The 19,502-nt window shown below is 68.1% G+C and carries 20 protein-coding genes; 15 read left to right on the forward strand and 5 right to left on the reverse strand.

The genetic code is table 11. The features are described from left to right. Positions 1 to 126 precede the first annotated feature (126 nt). The 8 genes from ACJ7Z0_RS23760 (at position 127) to ACJ7Z0_RS23795 (ending at position 7,652) form a co-directional block, all read left to right on the forward strand. Positions 127 to 837: an ABC transporter ATP-binding protein gene (locus ACJ7Z0_RS23760; protein WP_434791791.1), complete on the forward strand. Its 711-nt coding sequence runs from the start codon at positions 127 to 129 to the stop codon at positions 835 to 837. 32 nt (positions 838 to 869) lie between these two features. Beyond that, positions 870 to 2,123, forward strand: a complete 1,254-nt coding sequence (locus ACJ7Z0_RS23765; RefSeq protein WP_434791792.1) for a Zn-dependent hydrolase — start codon at positions 870 to 872, stop codon at positions 2,121 to 2,123. Then, the gene (locus ACJ7Z0_RS23770; RefSeq protein ID WP_434791793.1) at positions 2,120 to 3,259 is read left to right on the forward strand and encodes an ABC transporter substrate-binding protein; all 1,140 of its coding nucleotides are present in this window, start codon (positions 2,120 to 2,122) and stop codon (positions 3,257 to 3,259) included. Before ACJ7Z0_RS23765 ends, ACJ7Z0_RS23770 begins: the two co-directional genes overlap by 4 nt. Further along, positions 3,256 to 4,728: a M81 family metallopeptidase gene (locus tag ACJ7Z0_RS23775; RefSeq protein ID WP_434791794.1), complete on the forward strand. Its 1,473-nt coding sequence runs from the start codon at positions 3,256 to 3,258 to the stop codon at positions 4,726 to 4,728. Before ACJ7Z0_RS23770 ends, ACJ7Z0_RS23775 begins: the two co-directional genes overlap by 4 nt. Before the next feature lie 96 nt (positions 4,729 to 4,824). Continuing rightward, a complete protein-coding gene (locus tag ACJ7Z0_RS23780; protein WP_434791795.1) occupies positions 4,825 to 5,583 on the forward strand; it encodes an ABC transporter permease in 759 nt (252 codons plus the stop codon). Beyond that, positions 5,580 to 6,299 (forward strand): ATP-binding cassette domain-containing protein, encoded by a 720-nt coding sequence (locus ACJ7Z0_RS23785; protein ID WP_434791796.1) that lies wholly within the window; start codon positions 5,580 to 5,582, stop codon positions 6,297 to 6,299. Before ACJ7Z0_RS23780 ends, ACJ7Z0_RS23785 begins: the two co-directional genes overlap by 4 nt. Next, entirely contained in the window at positions 6,296 to 7,153 is an 858-nt protein-coding gene (locus tag ACJ7Z0_RS23790) for an ABC transporter substrate-binding protein (protein ID WP_434791797.1), read from the forward strand. Before ACJ7Z0_RS23785 ends, ACJ7Z0_RS23790 begins: the two co-directional genes overlap by 4 nt. A gap of 121 nt (positions 7,154 to 7,274) precedes the next feature. Then, positions 7,275 to 7,652 carry a nuclear transport factor 2 family protein gene (locus ACJ7Z0_RS23795; RefSeq protein WP_434791798.1) on the forward strand — a complete coding sequence of 126 codons (378 nt, stop codon included), beginning with the start codon at positions 7,275 to 7,277 and terminating at the stop codon, positions 7,650 to 7,652. Between the two features lie 5 nt (positions 7,653 to 7,657). Here ACJ7Z0_RS23795 and ACJ7Z0_RS23800 read toward each other — a convergent pair whose 3' ends face one another. Beyond that, positions 7,658 to 8,803, reverse strand: a complete 1,146-nt coding sequence (locus tag ACJ7Z0_RS23800; RefSeq protein ID WP_434791799.1) for a helix-turn-helix domain-containing protein — start codon at positions 8,801 to 8,803, stop codon at positions 7,658 to 7,660. 182 nt (positions 8,804 to 8,985) lie between these two features. Here ACJ7Z0_RS23800 and ACJ7Z0_RS23805 point away from each other — a divergent pair, with 182 nt between their 5' ends. From ACJ7Z0_RS23805 to ACJ7Z0_RS23835, 7 genes are read left to right on the forward strand one after another with little or no spacing between them, the layout of a single operon-like run. After that, positions 8,986 to 9,483, forward strand: coding sequence for a (2Fe-2S)-binding protein (locus ACJ7Z0_RS23805; RefSeq protein WP_093018424.1), 498 nt, complete (start codon positions 8,986 to 8,988; stop codon positions 9,481 to 9,483). A gap of 12 nt (positions 9,484 to 9,495) precedes the next feature. Beyond that, positions 9,496 to 11,946, forward strand: a complete 2,451-nt coding sequence (locus ACJ7Z0_RS23810; RefSeq protein WP_434791800.1) for a xanthine dehydrogenase family protein molybdopterin-binding subunit — start codon at positions 9,496 to 9,498, stop codon at positions 11,944 to 11,946. Between the two features lie 21 nt (positions 11,947 to 11,967). Next, positions 11,968 to 12,759, forward strand: a complete 792-nt coding sequence (locus tag ACJ7Z0_RS23815) for an FAD binding domain-containing protein (protein ID WP_434791801.1) — start codon at positions 11,968 to 11,970, stop codon at positions 12,757 to 12,759. Between the two features lie 59 nt (positions 12,760 to 12,818). Continuing rightward, positions 12,819 to 13,721, forward strand: a complete 903-nt coding sequence (locus ACJ7Z0_RS23820) for an AAA family ATPase (RefSeq protein WP_431123247.1) — start codon at positions 12,819 to 12,821, stop codon at positions 13,719 to 13,721. A 25-nt stretch (positions 13,722 to 13,746) separates the two neighbouring features. Beyond that, on the forward strand, positions 13,747 to 14,961 hold the full coding sequence (locus ACJ7Z0_RS23825; protein ID WP_434791802.1) for a vWA domain-containing protein: 1,215 nt from the start codon (positions 13,747 to 13,749) through the stop codon (positions 14,959 to 14,961). A 33-nt stretch (positions 14,962 to 14,994) separates the two neighbouring features. Continuing rightward, entirely contained in the window at positions 14,995 to 15,633 is a 639-nt protein-coding gene (locus ACJ7Z0_RS23830; protein ID WP_434791803.1) for an SRPBCC family protein, read from the forward strand. Positions 15,634 to 15,653: 20 nt separating this feature from the next. Next, positions 15,654 to 16,685, forward strand: coding sequence for an XdhC family protein (locus ACJ7Z0_RS23835; RefSeq protein WP_434791804.1), 1,032 nt, complete (start codon positions 15,654 to 15,656; stop codon positions 16,683 to 16,685). Between the two features lie 31 nt (positions 16,686 to 16,716). Here the strand turns inward: ACJ7Z0_RS23835 and mnhG are convergent, their stop codons facing one another. From mnhG to ACJ7Z0_RS23855, 4 genes are read right to left on the reverse strand one after another with little or no spacing between them, the layout of a single operon-like run. Then, complete coding sequence (gene mnhG / locus ACJ7Z0_RS23840) at positions 16,717 to 17,076, reverse strand: monovalent cation/H(+) antiporter subunit G (RefSeq protein WP_369652664.1); 360 nt, start codon at positions 17,074 to 17,076, stop codon at positions 16,717 to 16,719. After that, on the reverse strand, positions 17,073 to 17,351 hold the full coding sequence (locus ACJ7Z0_RS23845; protein WP_093018408.1) for a K+/H+ antiporter subunit F: 279 nt from the start codon (positions 17,349 to 17,351) through the stop codon (positions 17,073 to 17,075). The genes mnhG and ACJ7Z0_RS23845 overlap by 4 nt, the downstream gene beginning before the upstream one ends. After that, positions 17,348 to 17,839 carry a Na+/H+ antiporter subunit E gene (locus tag ACJ7Z0_RS23850; protein WP_093018406.1) on the reverse strand — a complete coding sequence of 164 codons (492 nt, stop codon included), beginning with the start codon at positions 17,837 to 17,839 and terminating at the stop codon, positions 17,348 to 17,350. Before ACJ7Z0_RS23850 ends, ACJ7Z0_RS23845 begins: the two co-directional genes overlap by 4 nt. Beyond that, positions 17,836 to 19,494: a monovalent cation/H+ antiporter subunit D gene (locus tag ACJ7Z0_RS23855; RefSeq protein WP_434792717.1), complete on the reverse strand. Its 1,659-nt coding sequence runs from the start codon at positions 19,492 to 19,494 to the stop codon at positions 17,836 to 17,838. The genes ACJ7Z0_RS23850 and ACJ7Z0_RS23855 overlap by 4 nt, the downstream gene beginning before the upstream one ends. Positions 19,495 to 19,502: the final 8 nt, after the last annotated feature.

Raw genomic sequence — 19,502 nt, forward strand, 5'->3', positions numbered from 1 at the left:
GGGCCGCGGCCTTCGCACATGCACCGCCTTTGCCATCGCCGCCGGCCCTCACCCCAGCCCTCTCCCCGAGGGGAGAGGGGGCAACAGCCGGGCCATGACCGGCTCGGAGAGAACGGAGGCGCCCCGATGAGCGCGAACATCCTCGAAGTCGGCGGCCTGCACGCGCACTACGGCAAGAGCCACGTGCTGCAGGGCGTGTCGATGACGGTGGGCGAGGCCGAACTCGTCACGCTGCTGGGCCGCAACGGCGCGGGCAAGTCGACCACGCTCAAGAGCATTGCCGGCGCGGTCACGCCCAGCGGCGGCCGTGTGCGCTTCCAGGGTGCGGACATCGCGGGCCTGCCACCGCACCGCATTGCCACGCGCGGCGTGTGCCTGGTGCCCGAACACCGGGGCGTCTTCAAGCTGCTGACGGTGGAAGAGAACCTCCTGCTCGGCCAGCGGCGCGACTCACCCTGGCAGCTCGACGACATCTACCGCATCTTTCCGCGCCTGAAGGAGCGGCGCCGCAATGGCGGCGGCCAGCTTTCGGGCGGCGAGCAGCAGATGCTGGCGATTGGCCGCGCGCTGATGAACCATCCGCGATTGCTGATTCTCGACGAGCCGGTCGAAGGCCTTGCACCGGTGATCGTGGAGGAAATCGTTGCGCAGTTGAAGCTCATCAAGGCGGCCGGCGTGGCCATCCTGCTGGTGGAGCAGAACCTCGAAGTCTGCGTGCAACTCGCCGACCGCCACTACATCCTGGAGCAGGGCGTGATCGTGCACGAGGCCGGCAACGCCGCCTTCATGGCCGACCATGAAGTGAAAGACCGTTATCTGGGCGTGGGCCTTGCTTGAGGCCTCGCATACCTTCTTCTTTTTGCAAAGCCATGAACTCACAGACCCCACTCCGCATCAACGGCGAGCGCCTCTGGAACTCGCTGATGGAACTGGCGAAGCTCGGCGCGACCGAGAAGGGCGGCGTCTGCCGCATCGCACTGACCGACCTCGACCGCCAGGGCCGCGACCTCTTCACCCGCTGGGCGCGTGAAGCTGGCTGCGAGGTGCGCGTCGACCAGATCGGCAACATCTTTGCGCGCCGCGCCGGCCGTGACAACGCGCTGCCCCCGGTCGTTACGGGCAGCCATATCGACACCCAGCCCACGGGCGGCAAGTTCGACGGCAACTACGGCGTGCTGGCCGGGCTTGAGGTGATCCGCAGCCTGAACGACGCGAACGTCGTCACCGAGGCGCCGCTGGAGATCGCCGTGTGGACCAACGAAGAGGGCTCGCGCTTCGTGCCCGTGATGATGGGCTCTGGCGTGTTCGCCGATGCCTTCACGCTCGAACATGCGCTGGCGCAGCGCGACAACGACGGCATCAGCGTGGCCGAGGCGCTCGCGTCGATCGGCTATGCGGGCGCCGCGCCGGCTTCGGCCGAGGCATCGCCCGTGGGCGCGTATTTCGAGGCGCACATCGAACAGGGCCCGGTGCTCGAAGCCAACGAGCGGGTCATCGGCGTGGTCGAGGGAGCGCTTGGCCAGCGCTGGTACGACGTGGTGCTGCAGGGCATGGAAGCGCATGCCGGCCCCACGCCGATGGAGCTGCGCAAGGACGCGCTGCTCGCGGCATCCGAACTGGTGATGGAGGTCAACCGCATCGCGCTGGCCCACGCGCCGCATGGCCGCGGCACGGTCGGCTGGATCGAAAACTATCCCAATTCGCGCAACGTGATTCCGGGCCGCGTGAAGCTCAGCGTCGACCTGCGCGCGGCGGACGACGTGGTGCTTTCGGCCATGGACGCCGAGCTGAAAGCGCTGGTGCAGCGCATCGCCGTCAAGGGCAAGGTCGAGGCCACGGTGGAGCAGGTCGTCTACTTTCCGCCGCAGCCCTTCACGCCCACGCTGGTGTCGGCCGTGCGCGAGGCCGCACAGGCGCAGGGCATGACCTGGATGAACGTGATCAGCGGTGCGGGGCACGACGCCGTTTACCTTGCGCGCGTGTGCCCCGCGGCGATGATCTTCGTGCCCTGCCTGGACGGCATCAGCCACAACGAGATCGAGGACGCGCAGCCCGGCCACCTGGAGGCGGGATGCAATGTGCTGCTGCAGGCGATGCTGCAAAGCGCAGGGGGGGCAGTGTGAAGGCGGCGCTCCGGAGCATCCGCCTTCGCATCCTCGCGGCAGGCATCGCGGTGGCAGCCACTGTCACTGCTGCTGTGGCCGCGGAACCCCCCATCCTGGTGGGTCAGTCCGCCGTACTGACCGGGCCGCTCACGCCCAACAGCCTGGCGTTCATGGAAGGCCAGACGCTGTTTTTCGACCAGTTGAACAAGGCCGGCGGCATCGGCGGGCGGCCCGTGAAGGTGATTACCTACGACGATGCCTATGTGGCGGAGAAGGCCGCGGCCAATGCGGAGAAGCTGCTCGGCACCGACCGTGTCGTCTGTCTCTTCGGCGCCATGGGCACGGGTATCGGCGCCGCCATGGTGCCTGTCGCGGCCAAGTACGACAGCTTCATCTTCGGCGGACTGACCGGCGCGGCCGTGCTGCGCGGCCCGAAGGTACCGATCTATCACATGCGCGAGTCGTATGCCGACGAAGTCCGGCGCGTGATGACCCACCTGACGACCATCGGCGTGACGCGCATCGCCATCGTCTCGAGCGACGATGCCTACGGCAAGGGCATCGAGAAAGACGCGGTGGAGGCGCTCGAGAAGAACAAGCATCCGGCGCTCCTCTCGCTGCGCTTCAATCCCAAGGACGCGGATCTTTCCGCCATCGCGCAACATGTCACCGCGAGCGGGGCGCAGGCGGTCTACGTCATTGCGGCCGGCATGCCGGCGATCAACGTCATCCGGGCGCTGGTGGCCGCGCCGGTGCACCCGCAGATCTACACCAACTCCGTGGCGAGCTCCTTCCTCCTGTACAAGGAACTCGGCGAGCGAAGCCGCGGCATCGTGCTGTCGCAGGTTGTGCCGCCGTTCTGGAAGACCCGGTTTCCCATCGTCGACGAGTACCAGCGCGCGATCAAGAGCGCGGGCGGCGGCGGCGAAGGCTCCTACCTGGGCCTGGAGGGCTACATCACGGCCAAGGCCTTCGCGGAAGCGCTGCAGCGCGTCAAGGGGCCGATCACCACCGAATCGCTGAAGCGCAGCATCGAGAACTCGCCGCCCATGAACCTGAGCGGCTTCCAGGTCGCTTTCCGGCCCGACAACCGGAACGGCTCGAGCTTCGGGGACATCACGATGCTGGGAAGCGGCGGAAAGTTTGCGCAATGAAAGTGCTGATCGCGCGGCTCAACCACGAGACCAACACCTTCTCTCCGGTGCCCACGCCGCTGGCGGCCTTCGGGCCCGACGGCCCCACGTTCGGAGAACAGGCCTACAGGGACAACAAGGGCATGCGCACCGCCATGTCGGCCTTCATCGACCTGGCCGAGCTGGCGGGCGCGACGCTGGTCACGCCCGTGTCGGCCTCGGCCAACCCGAGCGGGCCGGTCGACGCAGCGGCGTACACCACGCTTACCCAATGCATCGTCGATGCGGCGCCGGGCTGCGATGCCATCCTGCTCGACCTGCACGGCGCCATGGTGGCGCAGAACAGCGCGGACGGGGAAGGCGACCTGCTGGTGCGGCTGCGTGCCGCGGCGCCGGGCGTGCCCATCGGCGTGGCGCTGGACCTGCACGCCAACGTCACGCCCGAGATGGTCGGCAACGCGGACGTGATCGTCGGCTTCAAGACCTATCCGCACATCGACATGTACGAAACCGGCGAGCATGCCGGCCGCCTGCTGTTCGACTTGCTCGCGGGACGCAGCAAGCCCGCGATGCGCTGGCACCCGCTGCCGTTGATGGCGCACACGCTGCGCAGCGCGTCTTTCACCGGCGCGATGCAGCGGGCCATCGAGGCTGCACGCAAAGCCGAAGCATCGGAATCGCTCGCGGTGTCCATCTTTGCCGGCTTCTCGCTGTCCGACATCGAGGCGCCCTGCATGAGCGTGGTGGTTGTCGATGCGAAGTTGCACGAGCGCGCGCAGGCCACGGCCGACCGCATCGCGAAGCAGATGTGGGACGAGCGCGAGGCTTTCGTCTACCGCAGCGAGCCGCTTGCCGAATCGGTGGCGCGTGCCAAGGCCATTGCCCAGGGCGCGACGCGTCCGGTGCTGCTGCTCGACCATGGCGACAACTGCATGTCCGGCGGCAGCTGCGACACCATGGACGTGCTGCAGGAGGCCCTGGCGCAGGGGCTCGACGGCATCGGCGTGGGGCCGCTGTGCGACCCCGAGGCCGTGGGCGAACTCATCGCGGCGGGCGAGGGCGCCACGGTCACGGTGGCGCTGGGCAACAAGGTGTCGCTCGAAGGCATCGGCTTGTCGAAGAAGCCCGTCATGCTGACCGGGACGGTGCGCACCGTCGGCAACGGCGAGTACGTGATCACCGGTCCCACCTACACCGGGCAGCGCAGCAGCATGGGCCGCACGGTGCTGTTCGACATCGGCGCGGCGCGCATCGTGGTGACCGAGCGCACGCAGGAGCCCTGGGACATCGGTGTTTTCGAATGCGCGGGGCTCGACCCGCAGAAGGAACGCTTCCTGCTGCTCAAGTCGCGCATGTACTGCCGGCCGGTGTTCGAGCCGATCTCGGCCGCGCTGATCGAGTGCGACAGCCCGGGCGTAACCAGTTCCGACTACAGCCTGTTCCCGTTCTCCAAGGTGCGCCGGCCGGTGTTTCCGCTCGACATGGTCTGATCGGCGCGAGCAGTATGGCTACCTATGCAAAAAATTGCATAGGTAATTGGAAGTACACCGCGATACTGCGGCGCTTCCATCCATGAGACCCAGCGCGTGAACACCTTTGCACAGAGCGGCGTCGCGGCCTGGCAGCTGCTCGTGTCGGGCGATCCGGTGCTGCTGGCCATCGTCGGGCGGTCGCTCGCGGTCAGCGCCAGCGCCTGCGTGCTGGCCTGCGGGCTGGGCCTGCTGCTGGGGGCGTGGCTGGGCGTGGCGCGCTTTCGCGGCCGTGCCGGCTTGCTCACGCTGCTGAACACCCTGTTGGCCCTGCCGTCGGTGGTGGTCGGACTGGTGGTCTACCTCCTGCTGTCGCGCTCCGGGCCGCTCGGCTTTCTGGGCTGGCTTTTTTCGTTCAAGGCCATGGTGCTGGCGCAGACGGTGCTGGTGCTGCCGGTGGTGACGGCGCTCACGCGCCAGGCCATCGAGGATGCCGAGCGTGCGCACGGCGAGCAACTGCGCTCCCTCGGCGCCGGGCCGCTGATGCGGGCGCTGCTCCTGGTGTGGGACGAGCGCTATGCGCTGCTCACGGTGCTCATCGCAGCCTTCGGCCGCGCGGTGTCGGAAGTGGGCGCGGTGATGGTGGTGGGCGGCAACATCGACGGCTTCACGCGCGTGATGACCACCGCCATTGCACTCGAAACCAGCAAGGGCGACCTGCCGCTGGCGCTGGCCCTGGGCATCGTGTTGCTGGGCGTGGTGCTGGTGCTCAACCTTGCCATTGCCGCGGTCCGCGGCTGGCGCGAGCGGGTCGATGGCGGGGGCGGCGAAGGCGGCGGCATGGCGGCCTGGTGGCGGCCCGAGGTGCGCCCATGAACGAACACGTGCAACTGGCGAGCGACGACACCACGGTCTTTGCGCTGTACGGCGTCGACGTCCGGCTGGGACGCGTGGCGGCCCTGCAGGGCGCGACCCTGACCATTGCGGCCGGCGAGCGCGTGGCGCTGATCGGCGCCAACGGCAGCGGCAAGACCACGCTGCTGCGGCTGCTGCATGGCCTGGTGCCGCATGCGGCGGGGAGTTTCACCAGCGCCGCGCCGGGCCGCCACCAGGCCATGCTGTTCCAGCGCCCGCACATGCTGCGCGCGTCGGTGGCGGTCAACGTGGCGGTGGCGCTGTGGCTGCGTGGCATGCGCTGGCGCGATGCCCGCCGCGCCGCCATTCCGGCGCTGGCACGCGTGGGGCTCGAAGACTTGGCAAATCGCAATGCCCGTGCCTTGTCGGGCGGCCAGCAGCAGCGGGTGGCGCTGGCACGCGCCTGGGCGCTGCATCCGGCGGTGCTGCTGCTCGACGAGCCCACCGCCAGCCTTGACCCTACTGCCAAGCGCGAGGTCGAGTCGCTCATCGCCGAAGCCGCCGCGGGCCGCACGCTGGTGTTCGCGAGTCACAACCTCGGGCAGGTGAAGCGGCTGGCCAGCCGCGTGGTCTACCTCGAGCACGGCCGCGTGCTGGCCGATCTGCCCGTGCACGAGTTCTTTCATGGGCCGCTGCCCGAAGAGGCCCACCTGTTCGTCAAAGGAGAGTTGGCATGAGTCTGTCTTTCAAGCACCGCGGCAATGCGGGCATCCGCGCCTCGCTGGCGGTGGCGGTTTTCTTCCTGGCCGCGGGCATCGTGCGGGCCGAGACCATCACCATGGCCTCGACCACGTCCACCGAGCAATCGGGCCTGTTTTCGCACCTGCTGCCGGCCTTCAAGAAGGCCAGCGACATCGACGTCAAGGTGGTGGCGGTGGGCACCGGCCAGGCCATTGACATGGCCAAGCGCGGCGATGCCGACGTGCTGTTCGTGCACGACACCACGGCCGAGGAGAGGTTCGTGGCCGAAGGCTTCAGCGCCAGGCGCTACCCGGTGATGTACAACGACTTCGTGCTGGTGGGGCCGAAGGCCGACCCGGTGGCGGCGAAGGGCAAGGACATCGTTGCCGGGCTGAAGAAGATCGCAACCGCCAACGCGCCTTTCGTCTCGCGCGGCGACAAGAGCGGCACGGACGCGGCCGAGCGCCGACTCTGGACGCAGACCGGCGTGGGCGAGGCGGGGCAGCCGGTGCCCAACGACCGCAAGGGCACGGGCTACAAGGAATGCGGCTGCGGCATGGGGCCGGCGCTGAACATCGCGGCCTCGTCCGGCGCGTATGTGCTGGCGGACCGCGGCACCTGGCTCAGCTTCAAGAACCGCGCCGACCTGGCAGTGCTGGTCGAGGGCGACAAGCGGCTCTTCAACCAGTATGGCGTGATGGTCGTGAGCCCGGCGAAATTTCCCTCGCTCAACAGCAAGGGCGCGCAGAAGTTCGTCGACTGGGTGATCTCTCCGGCCGGACAGCAAACCATCGCGGACTACAAGATCGGCGGCGAGCAGCTGTTCTTTCCCAACGCGCTGGGCAACTGAATTGCGCAGCGGCGGCGGCCGCGCTCCATGACCTGCGAGGTCATCGACGCCGCGCGCACCCGGCGCGACCATTCCTTCACCCCGCGATGTTGCGGGCCCCACTCTTGAAGGAATCGTCATCATGAACATCGCCGCACACGACGCCGCCGCCATTGCCCAGCGCTACATCGCCGTCTGGAACGAAACCGACGCCGCGCGCCGGGCCGCGCTGATCGAGGCTCACTGGACGGCCGACGCACGCTACGTCGATCCCTTGGCGCAGGCCAGCGGCCGCGAGCAGATCAGCGCGCTGGTCGGCGCCGTGCAGCAGCGCTATCCGGGTTTTCGCTTCAGCCTGTTCGGCAAGGCCGAGGCGCACGGCGACAACCTGCGCTTCTCATGGACCTTGGGCCCGAGCGGTGCCGAAGACTTGATCCAGGGCACCGACTTCGCCCGGCTCGATGCGGGCAAGCTGCAATCGGTGACCGGCTTTCTCGACAAGGTGCCGGTGGGCGCCTGAAGGCTTCAGTCCGCCGATCCGGAGGCCCGGCCGCGCCAGAGCTTGCGGTAGACCGTGGCGCGGCTGATGCCGAGGGTGCGCGCGGCTTCGGCCACGTTGCCGCGGGCGTCGGTCACGGCCTTGCGGATGAGCGCGGTCTCGAGGTCGCGCAGCCGCGGCTGTCGGGCTTCGGTTGCCGCGCCCGGCGAAACCTTGCCGCCGCGCCGGGGCCGCACCTCGATGCGCAAGCCCGACCAGAGCGGCGCCTCGAGCACGGCGTCGCCGCGCCGGGCGGCATCGAACAGCATGCTCAGTGGCAGCGCGAACAGGTCGTTGCAGTGCAGGCCATGCGGGCTGCGCGTTGCCAGGGGCTGGTGCAGCATTTGCCGCGCTGCAGCATTGGCGCCCGTGACCTTGCCGCCCGCGTCGATGCACAGCAGGCCCTCGGTGGCGTCGTTGCCCGGGGGACAGCCGGGCCATGAGAGATGCAGCCGCAGTTCGCATGGCGTGTTCAGCACCAGCATGTTCTCGATGCTGCGCGCCGACAGCGTGGCCAGGTGACGCAGCTCGGGCCGCTCGACCACCTGGACGCCGGTCAGGTCGAGCATGCCGATGCAGTCGCCTTGCGGGCCGAAGAGCGGCGCGCCGGCGCAACTGTAGACGCTGGTGTCCTCGAAGAAATGCTCGCCGCGGTGCAGCCACACCGATTCCTGCTCGGTCAGCGCGGTGCTGATGGCGCTGGTGCCGATGGCGCGCTCCGACAGGTCGACGCCTACCCGGGCGATGTTGCGCGCATAGCGGCTGGCGGCGTCGGTGCCATCGGGCAGGGGGCCCACGTCGACCACGATGCCGGCGGCGTCGGTCAGTACGGCGAAATACTGCGTGTCGGCAATGGCGCGGGACAGCCGCTCGATCACCGGCCGGGCCGCCACCACTAGCGCCCGGTTGCGCTCGGCCACGTCGCGCACGGCCGACCTCCCCACGGGTTCGAAGGCCACGCGCTGCTGCGGCTGCCGCCCGGCTTCGAGGCAACGCTCCCAGGAGCGGGCGATCCATGGCTCGATGCGCACGCTGCTTCGGGAGCGCGAGCCTTCACCATGAATCAGCTCCCGGCGGGCCTGCGCAATGGCGAGCGAGCGCTCGGGCGGGGGCAGAACGGGGGAGGCGGGCATCGGGTCAGGGGGCTCGGACGGGAGGTCTTTTTGTTGAAACTTGCGGGTCGGCAAGTTGTTTCATTTTGAGAATTTCGCGACGGCTGCGCAAGCGGCGAGGGTTTTGCCTAGGATAGTGCACGGGACCGGCATCCAAGATGCCATTCGCTGAACCAGCCATCACCTTCAACGGAGACAGCCAAATGCAGGTAGCTTTCACGGTCAACGGCCGACCGGCCACGGTCGACGCACCCCCCAATACTTTCCTGGTGCACGCCATCCGCGAGCATCTTCATCTCACCGGCACCCACGTGGGCTGCGACACCGCCCAGTGCGGCGCATGCACCGTTCACCTGAACGGCCGCGCGGTCAAATCGTGCAACATACTCGTGGGGCAGGTGGCCGGTGCGCAAATCACCACCATCGAGGGCGTCGCCCAGCCCGACGGCACCATGCACCCCATGCAAGCGGCCTTCAAGGAGTGCCACGGCCTGCAGTGTGGTTTCTGCACCCCCGGCATGGTCATGAGCGCCATCGACCTGTGCACCCACCATCCCAAGTCGAGCGAAGCCGAGATTCGCGAGCTGCTCGACGGCAACCTGTGCCGATGCACGGGCTACCAGAACATCGTCAAGGCCGTGAAGATGGGCGGCGAGGCCATGGCCTCGGGCACCCCGGTCAAGACCACGGCCACCGTTTAAGGGAGCCACATCATGGGTGCCTCCGACTTCTCGAACCTGCCCCACATCGGCGAAGCGCTGCGGCGCAAGGAAGACTACCGCTTCCTGACCGGCGCGGGCAACTACACCGACGACATCACGCTGGCCAATCAGAGCCATGCGGTCTTCGTGCGCTCGCCGCACGCCCACGCGGTCATCAAGTCGGTCGACATTGCCGAGGCGCTCAAGATGCCCGGCGTGGTCGGCATCTTCAGCGGCAAGGACATCGAGGGCAAGATGGGCGGGCTGCCTTGCGGCTGGCTCATCAACAACCCCGACGGCACCCCCATGAAGGAGCCGATGCACCCGATCCTTGCGATCAACAAGGTGCGCTACGTGGGCGACCACGTGGCCATGGTGGTGGCCGAGACGGTCGAACAGGCCAAGAACGCCGCCGAGGCCGTGGTGGTCGACTACGACGTGCTGCCCGCCCTGGTGAGCGTGGCCGACGTGGCAAAGAAAGCCAGCGGCGTCACGCTGCACGATGAAGCGCCCGACAACCAGTGCTACAAGTGGGCGCTGGGCGACAAGGCTGCGGTCGATGCGGTGTTCACCATGGCCGCGCACGTCACCAAGCTCGACCTGGTCAACAACCGGCTGATTCCCAACCCGATCGAGCCGCGCGTGGCCATCGGCAGCTACGCCCGCGGCACCGACGACTACACCCTCTATGTGTCCAACCAGAACCCGCACGTCGAGCGCCTGCTGATGACGGCCTTTGTGCTGGGCCTGCCCGAGCACAAGGTGCGCGTGATCGCGCCCGACGTGGGCGGCGGCTTCGGCTCCAAGATCTTCCTGTACGCCGAAGACGTGTGCCTGACCTGGGCCGCCAAGCAGCTCAACCGCAACATCAAGTGGACGGCGGAGCGCTCGGAGTGCTTCCTGTCCGACGCGCATGGCCGCGACCACGTGAGCCATGCCGAGATGGCGCTGGACAAGGACGGCAAGTTCCTCGCGATGCGGGTGCACACCGACGCCAACCTGGGCGCCTACTTGTCGACCTTTGCGACCGCGGTACCCACCATCCTCTACGCCACGCTGCTCGCGGGCCAGTACACCACGCCGCAGATCTACGTCGAGGTCGATGCCTGGTTCACCAACACCGCGCCGGTCGATGCCTATCGCGGCGCCGGGCGGCCCGAGGCCACCTACCTGCTGGAGCGCCTGGTCTCGCGCTGCGCCTGGGAAATGAACCTGGGCCAGGACGAGATCCGCAAGCGCAACTTCATCAGCACCTTTCCGTACCAGACGCCGGTGGCGCTGCAGTACGACACCGGCGACTTCCATGCCTGCATGGACAAGGCCCGGGTGCTCGCCGATGTCGGGGGCTACGCCCAGCGCAAGTCGGCCAGCGAGGCCCAGGGCAAGCTGCGCGGCATCGGCTACTCGAGCTATATCGAGGCCTGCGGCATCGCGCCGTCGAACATCGCGGGGGCGCTGGGCGCGCGCGCGGGCTTGTTCGAATGCGGCGAAATCCGCGTGCACCCGACCGGCAGCGTGACGGTGTTCACCGGCTCGCACAGCCACGGCCAGGGCCACGAGACCACCTTTGCGCAGGTGGTGGCGGCGCGGCTGGGCATTCCGGTCGACAACGTCGACGTGGTGCATGGCGACACGGGCCGCGTGCCCTTCGGCATGGGCACCTACGGCTCGCGTTCGATCTCGGTCGGCGGCGCGGCCATCATGAAGGCGCTCGACAAGATCGAGACCAAGGCCAAGAAGATTGCCGCGCACCTGATGGAGGCGAGCGACGCCGACATCGAGTTTGCGAACGGCGAATTCACGGTCAAGGGCACCGACAGGAAGATCCCGTTCGGCCAGGTGGCGCTCACGGCCTACGTGCCGCACAACTATCCGCTCGACAAGCTCGAGCCCGGCCTGAACGAAACCGCCTTCTACGACCCGACGAACTTCACCTTCCCGGGCGGCACCTACATCTGCGAGGTCGAGGTCGACAAAGAGACCGGCGAGGTCCGGGTCGACCGCTTCACCGCGGTGGACGACTTCGGCACCATCATCAACCCGATGATCGTCGAGGGCCAGGTGCACGGCGGCCTGGTGCAGGGCATCGGCCAGGCGCTGCTCGAAAACTGCGTCTACGACAACGAGACCGGCCAGCTGCTCACCGGCAGCTTCATGGACTACGCCATGCCCAGGGCCGCAGATTTTCCGCAGTTCAATCTCGACACCGTGTGCACGCCGTGCACGCACAACCCGCTCGGCACCAAGGGCTGCGGCGAGGCGGGCGCCATCGGTTCGCCGCCAGCCGTGATCAATGCCGTGCTCGACGCGCTCGCGCCGCTCGGCGTCAAGGATCTCGACATGCCCGCATCGGCCAGCCGCGTCTGGGAGGCGATGCAAAAGGGCAGCGGAAGCGCGGCGCAAGCTGCGCCACCGCAAGCGCCCTCGCTCGCCGCCAGCACCCAAGGCCGTCCCGCCCCCTGAACCTGGAAGGAACCACACACCATGTACGCCTTCACACTCGAACGGCCCTCCACCGTGGCCGATGCCGCCAAGCTGGTCACCGCCGGCGCCAAGCCGCTGGCCGGCGGCCAGACTCTGCTCGCCTCCATGAAGCTCAGGCTGTCCGCGCCCGAGCGACTGGTGGACCTTGGCGGCATCAAGGAACTCACCGGCATCAAGAAAGACGGCAGCGCAATCACCATCGGTGCCATGTCGAGCCACCTCGACGTGGCCAACAACCCCGACGTGAAAGCCGCCTTCCCCGCGCTGGCCGACCTGGCCTCGCGCATCGGCGACCGGCAGGTGCGCGCGATGGGCACCATCGGCGGCTCCGTGGCCAACAACGACCCGGCCGCGTGCTATCCCAGCGCGGTGCTGGGTTCCGGTGCCACCGTCATCACCTCGAGGCGCGAGATCGCGGCCGACGATTTCTTCCTTGGCCTCTTCACCACGGCGCTGGAAGAAGACGAGTTGATCACCGCGATCCGCTTTCCGATTCCCAAGCGCGCCGTGTATGAAAAGCTGCGCCAGAAGGCGTCGAACTTTCCGCTCGTCGGCGTGTTCCTCGCGCAGTACGACAGCGGCGTGCGGGTGGCCATCACCGGCGCCGGCAACGGCGTGTTCCGCCACGCCGAGCTGGAAGATGCGCTCAACAAGAGCTTCACGGCGGCAGCCGCGGCGGCCGTGAAGATCGATGCGAGCGACCTCAACAGCGACCTGCATGCATCGGCCGCCTACCGTGCCAACCTGATCAGCGTGCTGACGCAGCGCGCGGTGACCAAGGCGCTGGGCTGAAGCAGCCGGGCGCTGATTCGGAAGGCGCGACATCCTCGCGTCTTCCGCTACGCTTTGCCATGATCTTCCCGACCATCGATTCCCTTGCCGGCGGTTTGATGCAGGCCGGCTACTTCGCCGACCGGCGCCTGGCCACGGCCGTGTTCCTCGCGCTCAAGCTGCAGCGCCCGCTGCTGCTCGAGGGCGAGCCTGGCGTCGGCAAGACCGAGCTGGCCAAGGCGCTGTCGGCCGCGCTGAACCGCGAACTGCTGCGCCTGCAGTGCTACGACGGGCTGGAGCAGCGCGAAGCGCTTTATGAATGGAACTACGCGGCGCAGCTGCTCCACATGCGCGCCGCAGAGGCGACCGGCGCGGCACGCGACGTCGAAGCCGAGGTCTACCAGCCGCACTACCTGATCCGCCGGCCGCTGCTGCAGGCCCTGCAGACGCCCGCGCCCGGCGCCGTGCTGCTGATCGATGAAGTGGATCGCGCCGACGAACCCTTCGAGGCCTTCCTGCTCGAATACCTCGGCGAATACCAGGTCAGCATTCCCGAACTCGGCACCGTGCGCGCCGTGGTGCCGCCCGTCACCATCCTCACCAGCAACCGCACGCGCGAACTCAACGATGCGGTCAAGCGGCGCTGCCTCTATCACTGGCTCGACTACCCTGAGCGCGAACGCGAGCTGGCCATCGTGCGCGCGCAGGTGCCAGAGGCGGGCGAAAAGCTCTCGGCCCAGGTGGCCGCTTTCGTCGCGCGGCTGCGCGATGCGCCTTTCGTCAACGCATTCCAGCGCGCGCCCGGCATCGCCGAGAGCGTCGAATGGGCGAGGGCGCTGATTGCGCTCGACACCGTCGAGCTCGACCCCGAAGTGGTGGTCGACACCGCGGGCATCCTGTTCAAGCAGCGCGACGACGTGGCCGCACTCACGCGTGAACTGGCGTCGGACCTGCTGAAGCCCGAAGAGCCGGTTGCGCCCTGAGCGCGGCCGAAGGTAGCGGCCGCCCATGACCGGCATCCAGCAACTCGGCGACGTACGCAGCGGCAAGCTGGCCGGCAACATCACGGCCTTTGGCCGCGCGCTGCGCCGCGCTGGCGTGCGCACCGATGCCATGCGAATCTCGCTCGCCGCCGAAGCGGCCACGCTGGTGGGCGTGGAGAACAAGCTCGACCTGGGCGCCGCGATGGAAGCCGTCATGGTGAGCCGCGAGCAGGACCGCATGGTGTTTCGCGAACTCTTCGATGCCTGGTTTCGCGACCCCGAACTGGCCAACAAGCTGCTTGCGCAGATGCTGCCGAGCGCGGAGGGCAAGGCCGAGCCCTCCAAGCGGCGCCCGCGTGTGCGCGAGGCGCTCACTGCGCCTCGCGATCCAGCAAAACCGGCCGCGCAGGCCAAGCCCGACAAGGAGGTCGAGTTCGATGCGGCCATGACGTCGAGCGATCGCCATCGCCTGCAGCATGCGGACTTCAACGCGCTCGGTGCGTCCGAATACCGCCTGGTCGAGCGGCTGGCGCGCGACGTGACCTTGCCCATCCCTTCGCTGCCCTCGCGCCGGCTGCGCGTGGCGGGCGATGCGGGGCAGCAGCATGCGCGCATGCACTGGCCCGGCGTGCTGCACGAGGCGGCGCGCACGGGCGGCGAGATCCTGCGCCTGCCGCGGCTGGCCCGGCGCGAGCAGCCGCTGCCGCTTCTGGTGCTGGTCGACGTGTCGGGCTCGATGGAACGCTATGCGCGGCTGCTGCTTGCGTTTCTGCATGCATCCACCCGGCGGGCCGGCCGGCGTGATGTGTTCGCGTTCGGCACCCGGCTGACCGACCTGACGCCCGCCTTCAAGTTGGCCGATACCGACGCCATGCTGGGCGCGGCCAGCCTCGCCATCGACGATTTCGCGGGCGGCACGCGGCTCGGCAGTTCGCTGGCCGAACTCCGCCGCGCCCATGCCCGCCGCCTGACGGGCCGCCGCACGCTGGTGCTGGTGATCAGCGACGGGCTCGACACCGGCGAGCCCGCGCTGCTCGAAAACGAGCTGCTCTGGCTCAAGCGCCATTCACGCCGTCTGCTGTGGCTCAACCCGCTGCTGCGCTTCGAGGGCTACGCCCCTTTGGCGCGTGGGGCCAGCGTGCTGCACCGCCATGCAGACGCGATGCTGGCGGTCCACAATCTCGGTGCTCTCGAACAGTTGGCCACCAGCCTCGCCGCGCTCATGCGATCCGGCCGCTAGCGGCTCACAGAAAAGACAAAAGGAAACTCCACCATGGAAATGCTCGGTAACCGCCGCCTCGGCATCTCGCAACAACAGGCCTGGGAAGCGCTCAATGATCCCGAGACGCTCAAGAAGTGCATTCCCGGCTGCGACAAGTTCGAGCTCACGGGCGACAACCAGTACAGCGTGGCGCTGGCGGTCAAGATCGGTCCCGTGTCGGCCAAGTTCAACGGCAAGGTGGCGCTGTCGGACATCGTCGCGCCCGACGGCTACAAGCTCACCTTCGAGGGGCAGGGCGGTGTGGCGGGGTTTGCCAAGGGTTCGTCCAGCGTGACGCTCAGGCCGCTGGACGGCGCTGCCGCCGCGCCGCCGGCAAGCGACGGTGCCGAGGCCGTACCTGCGGCGGCCGGCTGCGAACTCGACTACACCGTGCAGGCGCAGGTCGGCGGCAAGATCGCCCAGCTGGGCCAGCGCCTCATCGACGGCGCCGCCAAGTCCACCGCCGACGATTTCTTCAAGCGCTTCGAGGCCGAAATGCAAAGCCGCTACGGCCCGCCGCCGGTTGCCGCCGAAGAAACAGCGGAGGCTCCCGCGGAGAAGGCGGGCGTCATGTCCGGCTTCATGAAGAAGATCGGCCTCGGCAAAAAGGACGACAAGGATGCGTCCGCCGCATCGGACGACGCAAGCTGAGGACACGGAACAAACACGCCATGGAAAATCTCGACGTCATGGTGCTGCGCACGCTACGCGACTGGCGGCATGCCGGCAAGCGCGCGCTGCTGACCACGGTGGTGCGCACCTGGGGCTCGTCGCCGCGGCCGATCGGCTCGATCATGGCGCTGGCGGACGACGGCGCGGTGGTGGGCTCGGTCTCCGGCGGCTGCATCGAGGACGACCTGATCGCCCGCTACAGCCACGCCCACGCGAAAAACGGCCAGGGCGAAGAGGTGCCGCTGGGCGCGCCGCCCGCGCTGGTGAAATACGGCATTACGGCCGACGAAGCGCATCGCTTCGGGCTCCCCTGCGGCGGCACGCTGGAGCTGCTGCTCGAATACGACCCCGATGCGGCCTCGCTCGACACGCTGGTGGCCGAGCTCGAGCAAGGCAAGCTGATGCAGCGCACGGTCACGCTCGCGACCGGCGCCGCGCGGCTGGCCGAGGCAACCGCGCCCGACGCGCTCAAGGTGAACGACACCGAGCTCACCAACACCTTCGGCCCCGAGTACCGCATGCTGCTGATCGGCGCGGGGCAACTGGCCGAATACCTCGCGACGATGGCCAAGTTCAGCGGCTTTGCCGTGACGCTGTGCGATCCGCGCGCCGAGTACCGCACCGCGTGGTCCCTGCCGGGCGTGGAAATCACCACCGAGATGCCCGACGACGCGGTGCTGGCCTTCAAGCCCGACCGGCGCAGCTGCGTGGTCGCGCTCACCCACGATCCCAAGCTTGACGACCTGGCGCTGCTCGAAGCCTTGCAGAGCGAGGCCTTCTACGTGGGCGCCATCGGCTCGCGCCGCAATGCCGAGGCGCGGCGCGACCGCATGATCGAGCACTTCGACCAGACCGCTGAATCGCTCGCGCGCTTGCGTGGACCCATCGGCATCTACATCGGCAGCAAGACGCCGCCGGAAATCGCAGTGAGCGTGATGGCCGAGATTCTTGCGGTGAAAAACGCGGTGACGCTGCCGCGCGAAATGGAAGTGGCGCGCGCCAAGGGCATGCAGCAGCTCGCAATGAGCTGAATGAATCGCCGGCCCGGTGATGTCGGCCAGGTCAGTCGGCCGACTTCGCCGCCGGCGGCACGTCGCCGCCTTTTTGCCGTTCGCGAAAAAGCGCGGCACGCATCAGGAAGATGGTGGTGATGGGCGCCGTGAGCGCGATGAAGAGAACGATCAGCACGGCGTGCAGGAACAGGCTGAAGCCCTGCACCGAGAAATAGACGATGGTGGCGATCGTCATGCACCACACGCCCACCGTGGCACCGAGCGTCGGCGCATGGATGCGGCGGAAGAAGGTGGGCAGGCGCACGAGGCCGAAGGAGCCGATGGCCGCAAAGGCCGCGCCCAGAACGGCGAACGCGGCGGTGACGATTTCCGCCCACAGGGGCAGCGGCCCCACGATGAAGTCGTTCACTCGATCACCTCCCCGCGCAAGAGAAACTTCGCCATGGCGGTCGACCCGACGAAGCCGAACAGCGCCGTGAGCATGGCCGCCTCGAAGTACACGTTGCTCGCATAGACGATGCCGAGCACCAGCATCATCAGCATGCCGTTGATGTAGAGGCAGTCCAGCGCCATCACGCGGTCTTGCGCGCTCGGGCCGATCAGCAGGCGGGCGAGTGCGCAGAGCATGGCCACGGCCAGCAGCAGCAGCGCGAGTTTCAAGGCCCAGAAAAGCACAGGCGTCATGATTCGAAGATCTCCATCAAGGGGTGCTCGTAGCGCTCTTTGATCGTGGCGATGAAAGCGGCTTCGTCTTCGACGTCGAACACATGGATCAGCAGCGTACTGCTGTCGAACGAGATTTCGCCCCAGGCTGTGCCGGGCGTGAGGCACATGATCATGGCCAGCACCGCGAGCCCGTTCGGGTCGCGCAGCTCGAGCGGCACGTTCACGAACTTCGATGCGATGCGCGAGGTGCGGCGCGTGAGCAGCCGGCGCGCCACGAAGAGCGCGGAATGCAGCATGTCGGCCGAGGCCCGGCCCGCGAGCCGCAGCGCAACCCAGGGCTTGCGCATGCGAACGGTGGCGGGCCGCAGGCCCTCGGTGAGCAGCGGAACCGCAATGGCCAGCACCAGCGCGGATGCCAGCGTGGCAGCCTCCAGCGACTGGTTGAGCAGGAGCCACACGGCGAACAGCGCGATCGACAGCGGCGGCGAAGGAATCCAGCGCTTCATGGGGCAGGGCCTTTTGCCGGAGCCACCGGATTGGGAACCTGCCGCGCATTCATCACTGCATTGCGATACGCCGCGGGCGCGTGCAGCCCTTCGGCGGTGATGAGCGCGTGGCGCATGACGGGGCCGGCCCACACCGTCAATGCCACGCAGGCCGCGAGCAGCCCGGCCACGGGCAGCACCTCGAGCGCGGGCAGGGCGGGCATGGTGGGATGCGGCTGGGTCCAGAAGTGGCGCATGCCGGTGCGGCTCAGCGCAATCAGCGCCAGGAAGCCCGAGGCGATCAGCAGCGCCAGGAAGATCCATGCCGCCGTGGAGGTGCCGCTGGTCACGAAGGCACCCGACAGCATCGCGAACTTGCCCACGAAGCCCGAGAGCGGCGGCAGGCCCGCGAGCAACAAGGTGCAGCCTATGAAGCTCAGGCCCAGGAACGCCACGCCGGCCGGAATGGCGCGGCCGTAGAGCGCCTGCGCTTCGTCGTCGAGATTCACGTCGTCGAGCACGCGCAGGTCTTCCGCCAGGAACGGCGCATTGCCTGCCTGCTCATGCGGCGCGACGCTCAGGCCGGCGTTGCGCCAGCGCTCGATCATGTCGATCAAGAGGAAGAAGGCGCTGACCGCGAGCGTGGAACTCAGCAGGTAGTAGAGCGCGCCCGCCCACACGGCCGGTTCCCCGAGGCCGATGGCCGCGATCAGCGTCCCGGCCGACACCAGCACGCTGAAGCCGGCAAGATTGGAGAGCCGCTGCGTGCCCACGATGCCGAGGGCACCCGCGAACAGCGTGGCCAGGCCGATCGCGATGAGTACCGATTGCCCGAAGGCGGCCGAGGCGCCCGCATCAGGCGCGAAGAGCAGTGTCCACAAGCGCAGCAGCGTGTAGATGCCGAGCTTGGTCAGCAGCGCGAAGACGGCGCCCACGGGCGACACCGCCGCGCTGTACGCCGGCACCAGCCAGAAGTTGAGCGGCCAGGCGCCGGCCTTGGCGAAGAAGGCGGTCGCGAGAATGGCGGCGGCCGCATGCACGAGGCCGCGATCGGCCGGCGCGAGCTCGGCGATGCGCATGCCAAGGTCGGCCATGTTGAGCGTGCCGGTCACGCCATAGAGCAGCGCCGCGCCAATCAGGAAGAGAGACGAGGCGGCCAGGTTGATGGCGATGTAGTGCAGCCCGGCCTGCACGCGCAGCCTCCCCGAGCCATGCAGCAGCAGGCCATAGGATGCGGCGAGCATCACCTCGAAGAAGACGAACAGGTTGAACAGGTCGCCCGTCAGGAAGGCGCCGTTCAGGCCCATGAGCTGCAGCTGCAAGAGCGGATGGAAATGCACGCCGGCACGGTCCCATCGCGAGGTGGAATAGATCGAGGCCGCGAAGGCGACGACGCCGGTGAGCGCCACCATCATGGTCGACAGGCGGTCGGCCACCAGCACGATGCCGAAGGGCGCTTGCCAGTTGCCGGGCAGGTAGACGCCGATCGACCCGGGACCGCTGCCGGTGTGAGGTGCGTTTACCCAGCGCAGCAACGCCAGCGCCGCCAGCAGGCCCACCAGCCCCGAGACCACGCTCAGGGCCGACTTGGTGCGGCGGCGCCTTTCGCCGAGCAGGAGCATCAATGCGGCCGTGAGCAGCGGCACGAGGATCGGCACTGCCACGAGATGCGGCATGCTGAAGT

Origin of the sequence: Variovorax palleresanus (assembly GCF_051144945.1) — a bacterium.
Taxonomy (GTDB): Bacteria; Pseudomonadota; Gammaproteobacteria; order Burkholderiales; family Burkholderiaceae_C; genus Variovorax; species Variovorax paradoxus_S.

Bases quoted from the DNA above. Each gene is read 5' to 3' on its own strand.
- ACJ7Z0_RS23760 (WP_434791791.1), top strand. From the start codon at position 127: ATGAGCGCGAACATCCTCGAAGTCGGCGGCCTGCACGCGCACTACGGC.
- ACJ7Z0_RS23765 (WP_434791792.1), top strand. From the start codon at position 870: ATGAACTCACAGACCCCACTCCGCATCAACGGCGAGCGCCTCTGGAAC.
- ACJ7Z0_RS23775 (WP_434791794.1), top strand. From the start codon at position 3,256: ATGAAAGTGCTGATCGCGCGGCTCAACCACGAGACCAACACCTTCTCT.
- ACJ7Z0_RS23785 (WP_434791796.1), top strand. From the start codon at position 5,580: ATGAACGAACACGTGCAACTGGCGAGCGACGACACCACGGTCTTTGCG.
- ACJ7Z0_RS23790 (WP_434791797.1), top strand. From the start codon at position 6,296: ATGAGTCTGTCTTTCAAGCACCGCGGCAATGCGGGCATCCGCGCCTCG.
- ACJ7Z0_RS23795 (WP_434791798.1), top strand. From the start codon at position 7,275: ATGAACATCGCCGCACACGACGCCGCCGCCATTGCCCAGCGCTACATC.
- ACJ7Z0_RS23800 (WP_434791799.1), bottom strand. From the start codon at position 8,803: ATGCCCGCCTCCCCCGTTCTGCCCCCGCCCGAGCGCTCGCTCGCCATT.
- ACJ7Z0_RS23805 (WP_093018424.1), top strand. From the start codon at position 8,986: ATGCAGGTAGCTTTCACGGTCAACGGCCGACCGGCCACGGTCGACGCA.
- ACJ7Z0_RS23810 (WP_434791800.1), top strand. From the start codon at position 9,496: ATGGGTGCCTCCGACTTCTCGAACCTGCCCCACATCGGCGAAGCGCTG.
- ACJ7Z0_RS23815 (WP_434791801.1), top strand. From the start codon at position 11,968: ATGTACGCCTTCACACTCGAACGGCCCTCCACCGTGGCCGATGCCGCC.
- ACJ7Z0_RS23820 (WP_431123247.1), top strand. From the start codon at position 12,819: ATGATCTTCCCGACCATCGATTCCCTTGCCGGCGGTTTGATGCAGGCC.
- ACJ7Z0_RS23825 (WP_434791802.1), top strand. From the start codon at position 13,747: ATGACCGGCATCCAGCAACTCGGCGACGTACGCAGCGGCAAGCTGGCC.
- ACJ7Z0_RS23830 (WP_434791803.1), top strand. From the start codon at position 14,995: ATGGAAATGCTCGGTAACCGCCGCCTCGGCATCTCGCAACAACAGGCC.
- ACJ7Z0_RS23835 (WP_434791804.1), top strand. From the start codon at position 15,654: ATGGAAAATCTCGACGTCATGGTGCTGCGCACGCTACGCGACTGGCGG.
- ACJ7Z0_RS23845 (WP_093018408.1), bottom strand. From the start codon at position 17,351: ATGACGCCTGTGCTTTTCTGGGCCTTGAAACTCGCGCTGCTGCTGCTG.
- ACJ7Z0_RS23850 (WP_093018406.1), bottom strand. From the start codon at position 17,839: ATGAAGCGCTGGATTCCTTCGCCGCCGCTGTCGATCGCGCTGTTCGCC.
- ACJ7Z0_RS23855 (WP_434792717.1), bottom strand. From the start codon at position 19,494: ATGCCGCATCTCGTGGCAGTGCCGATCCTCGTGCCGCTGCTCACGGCC.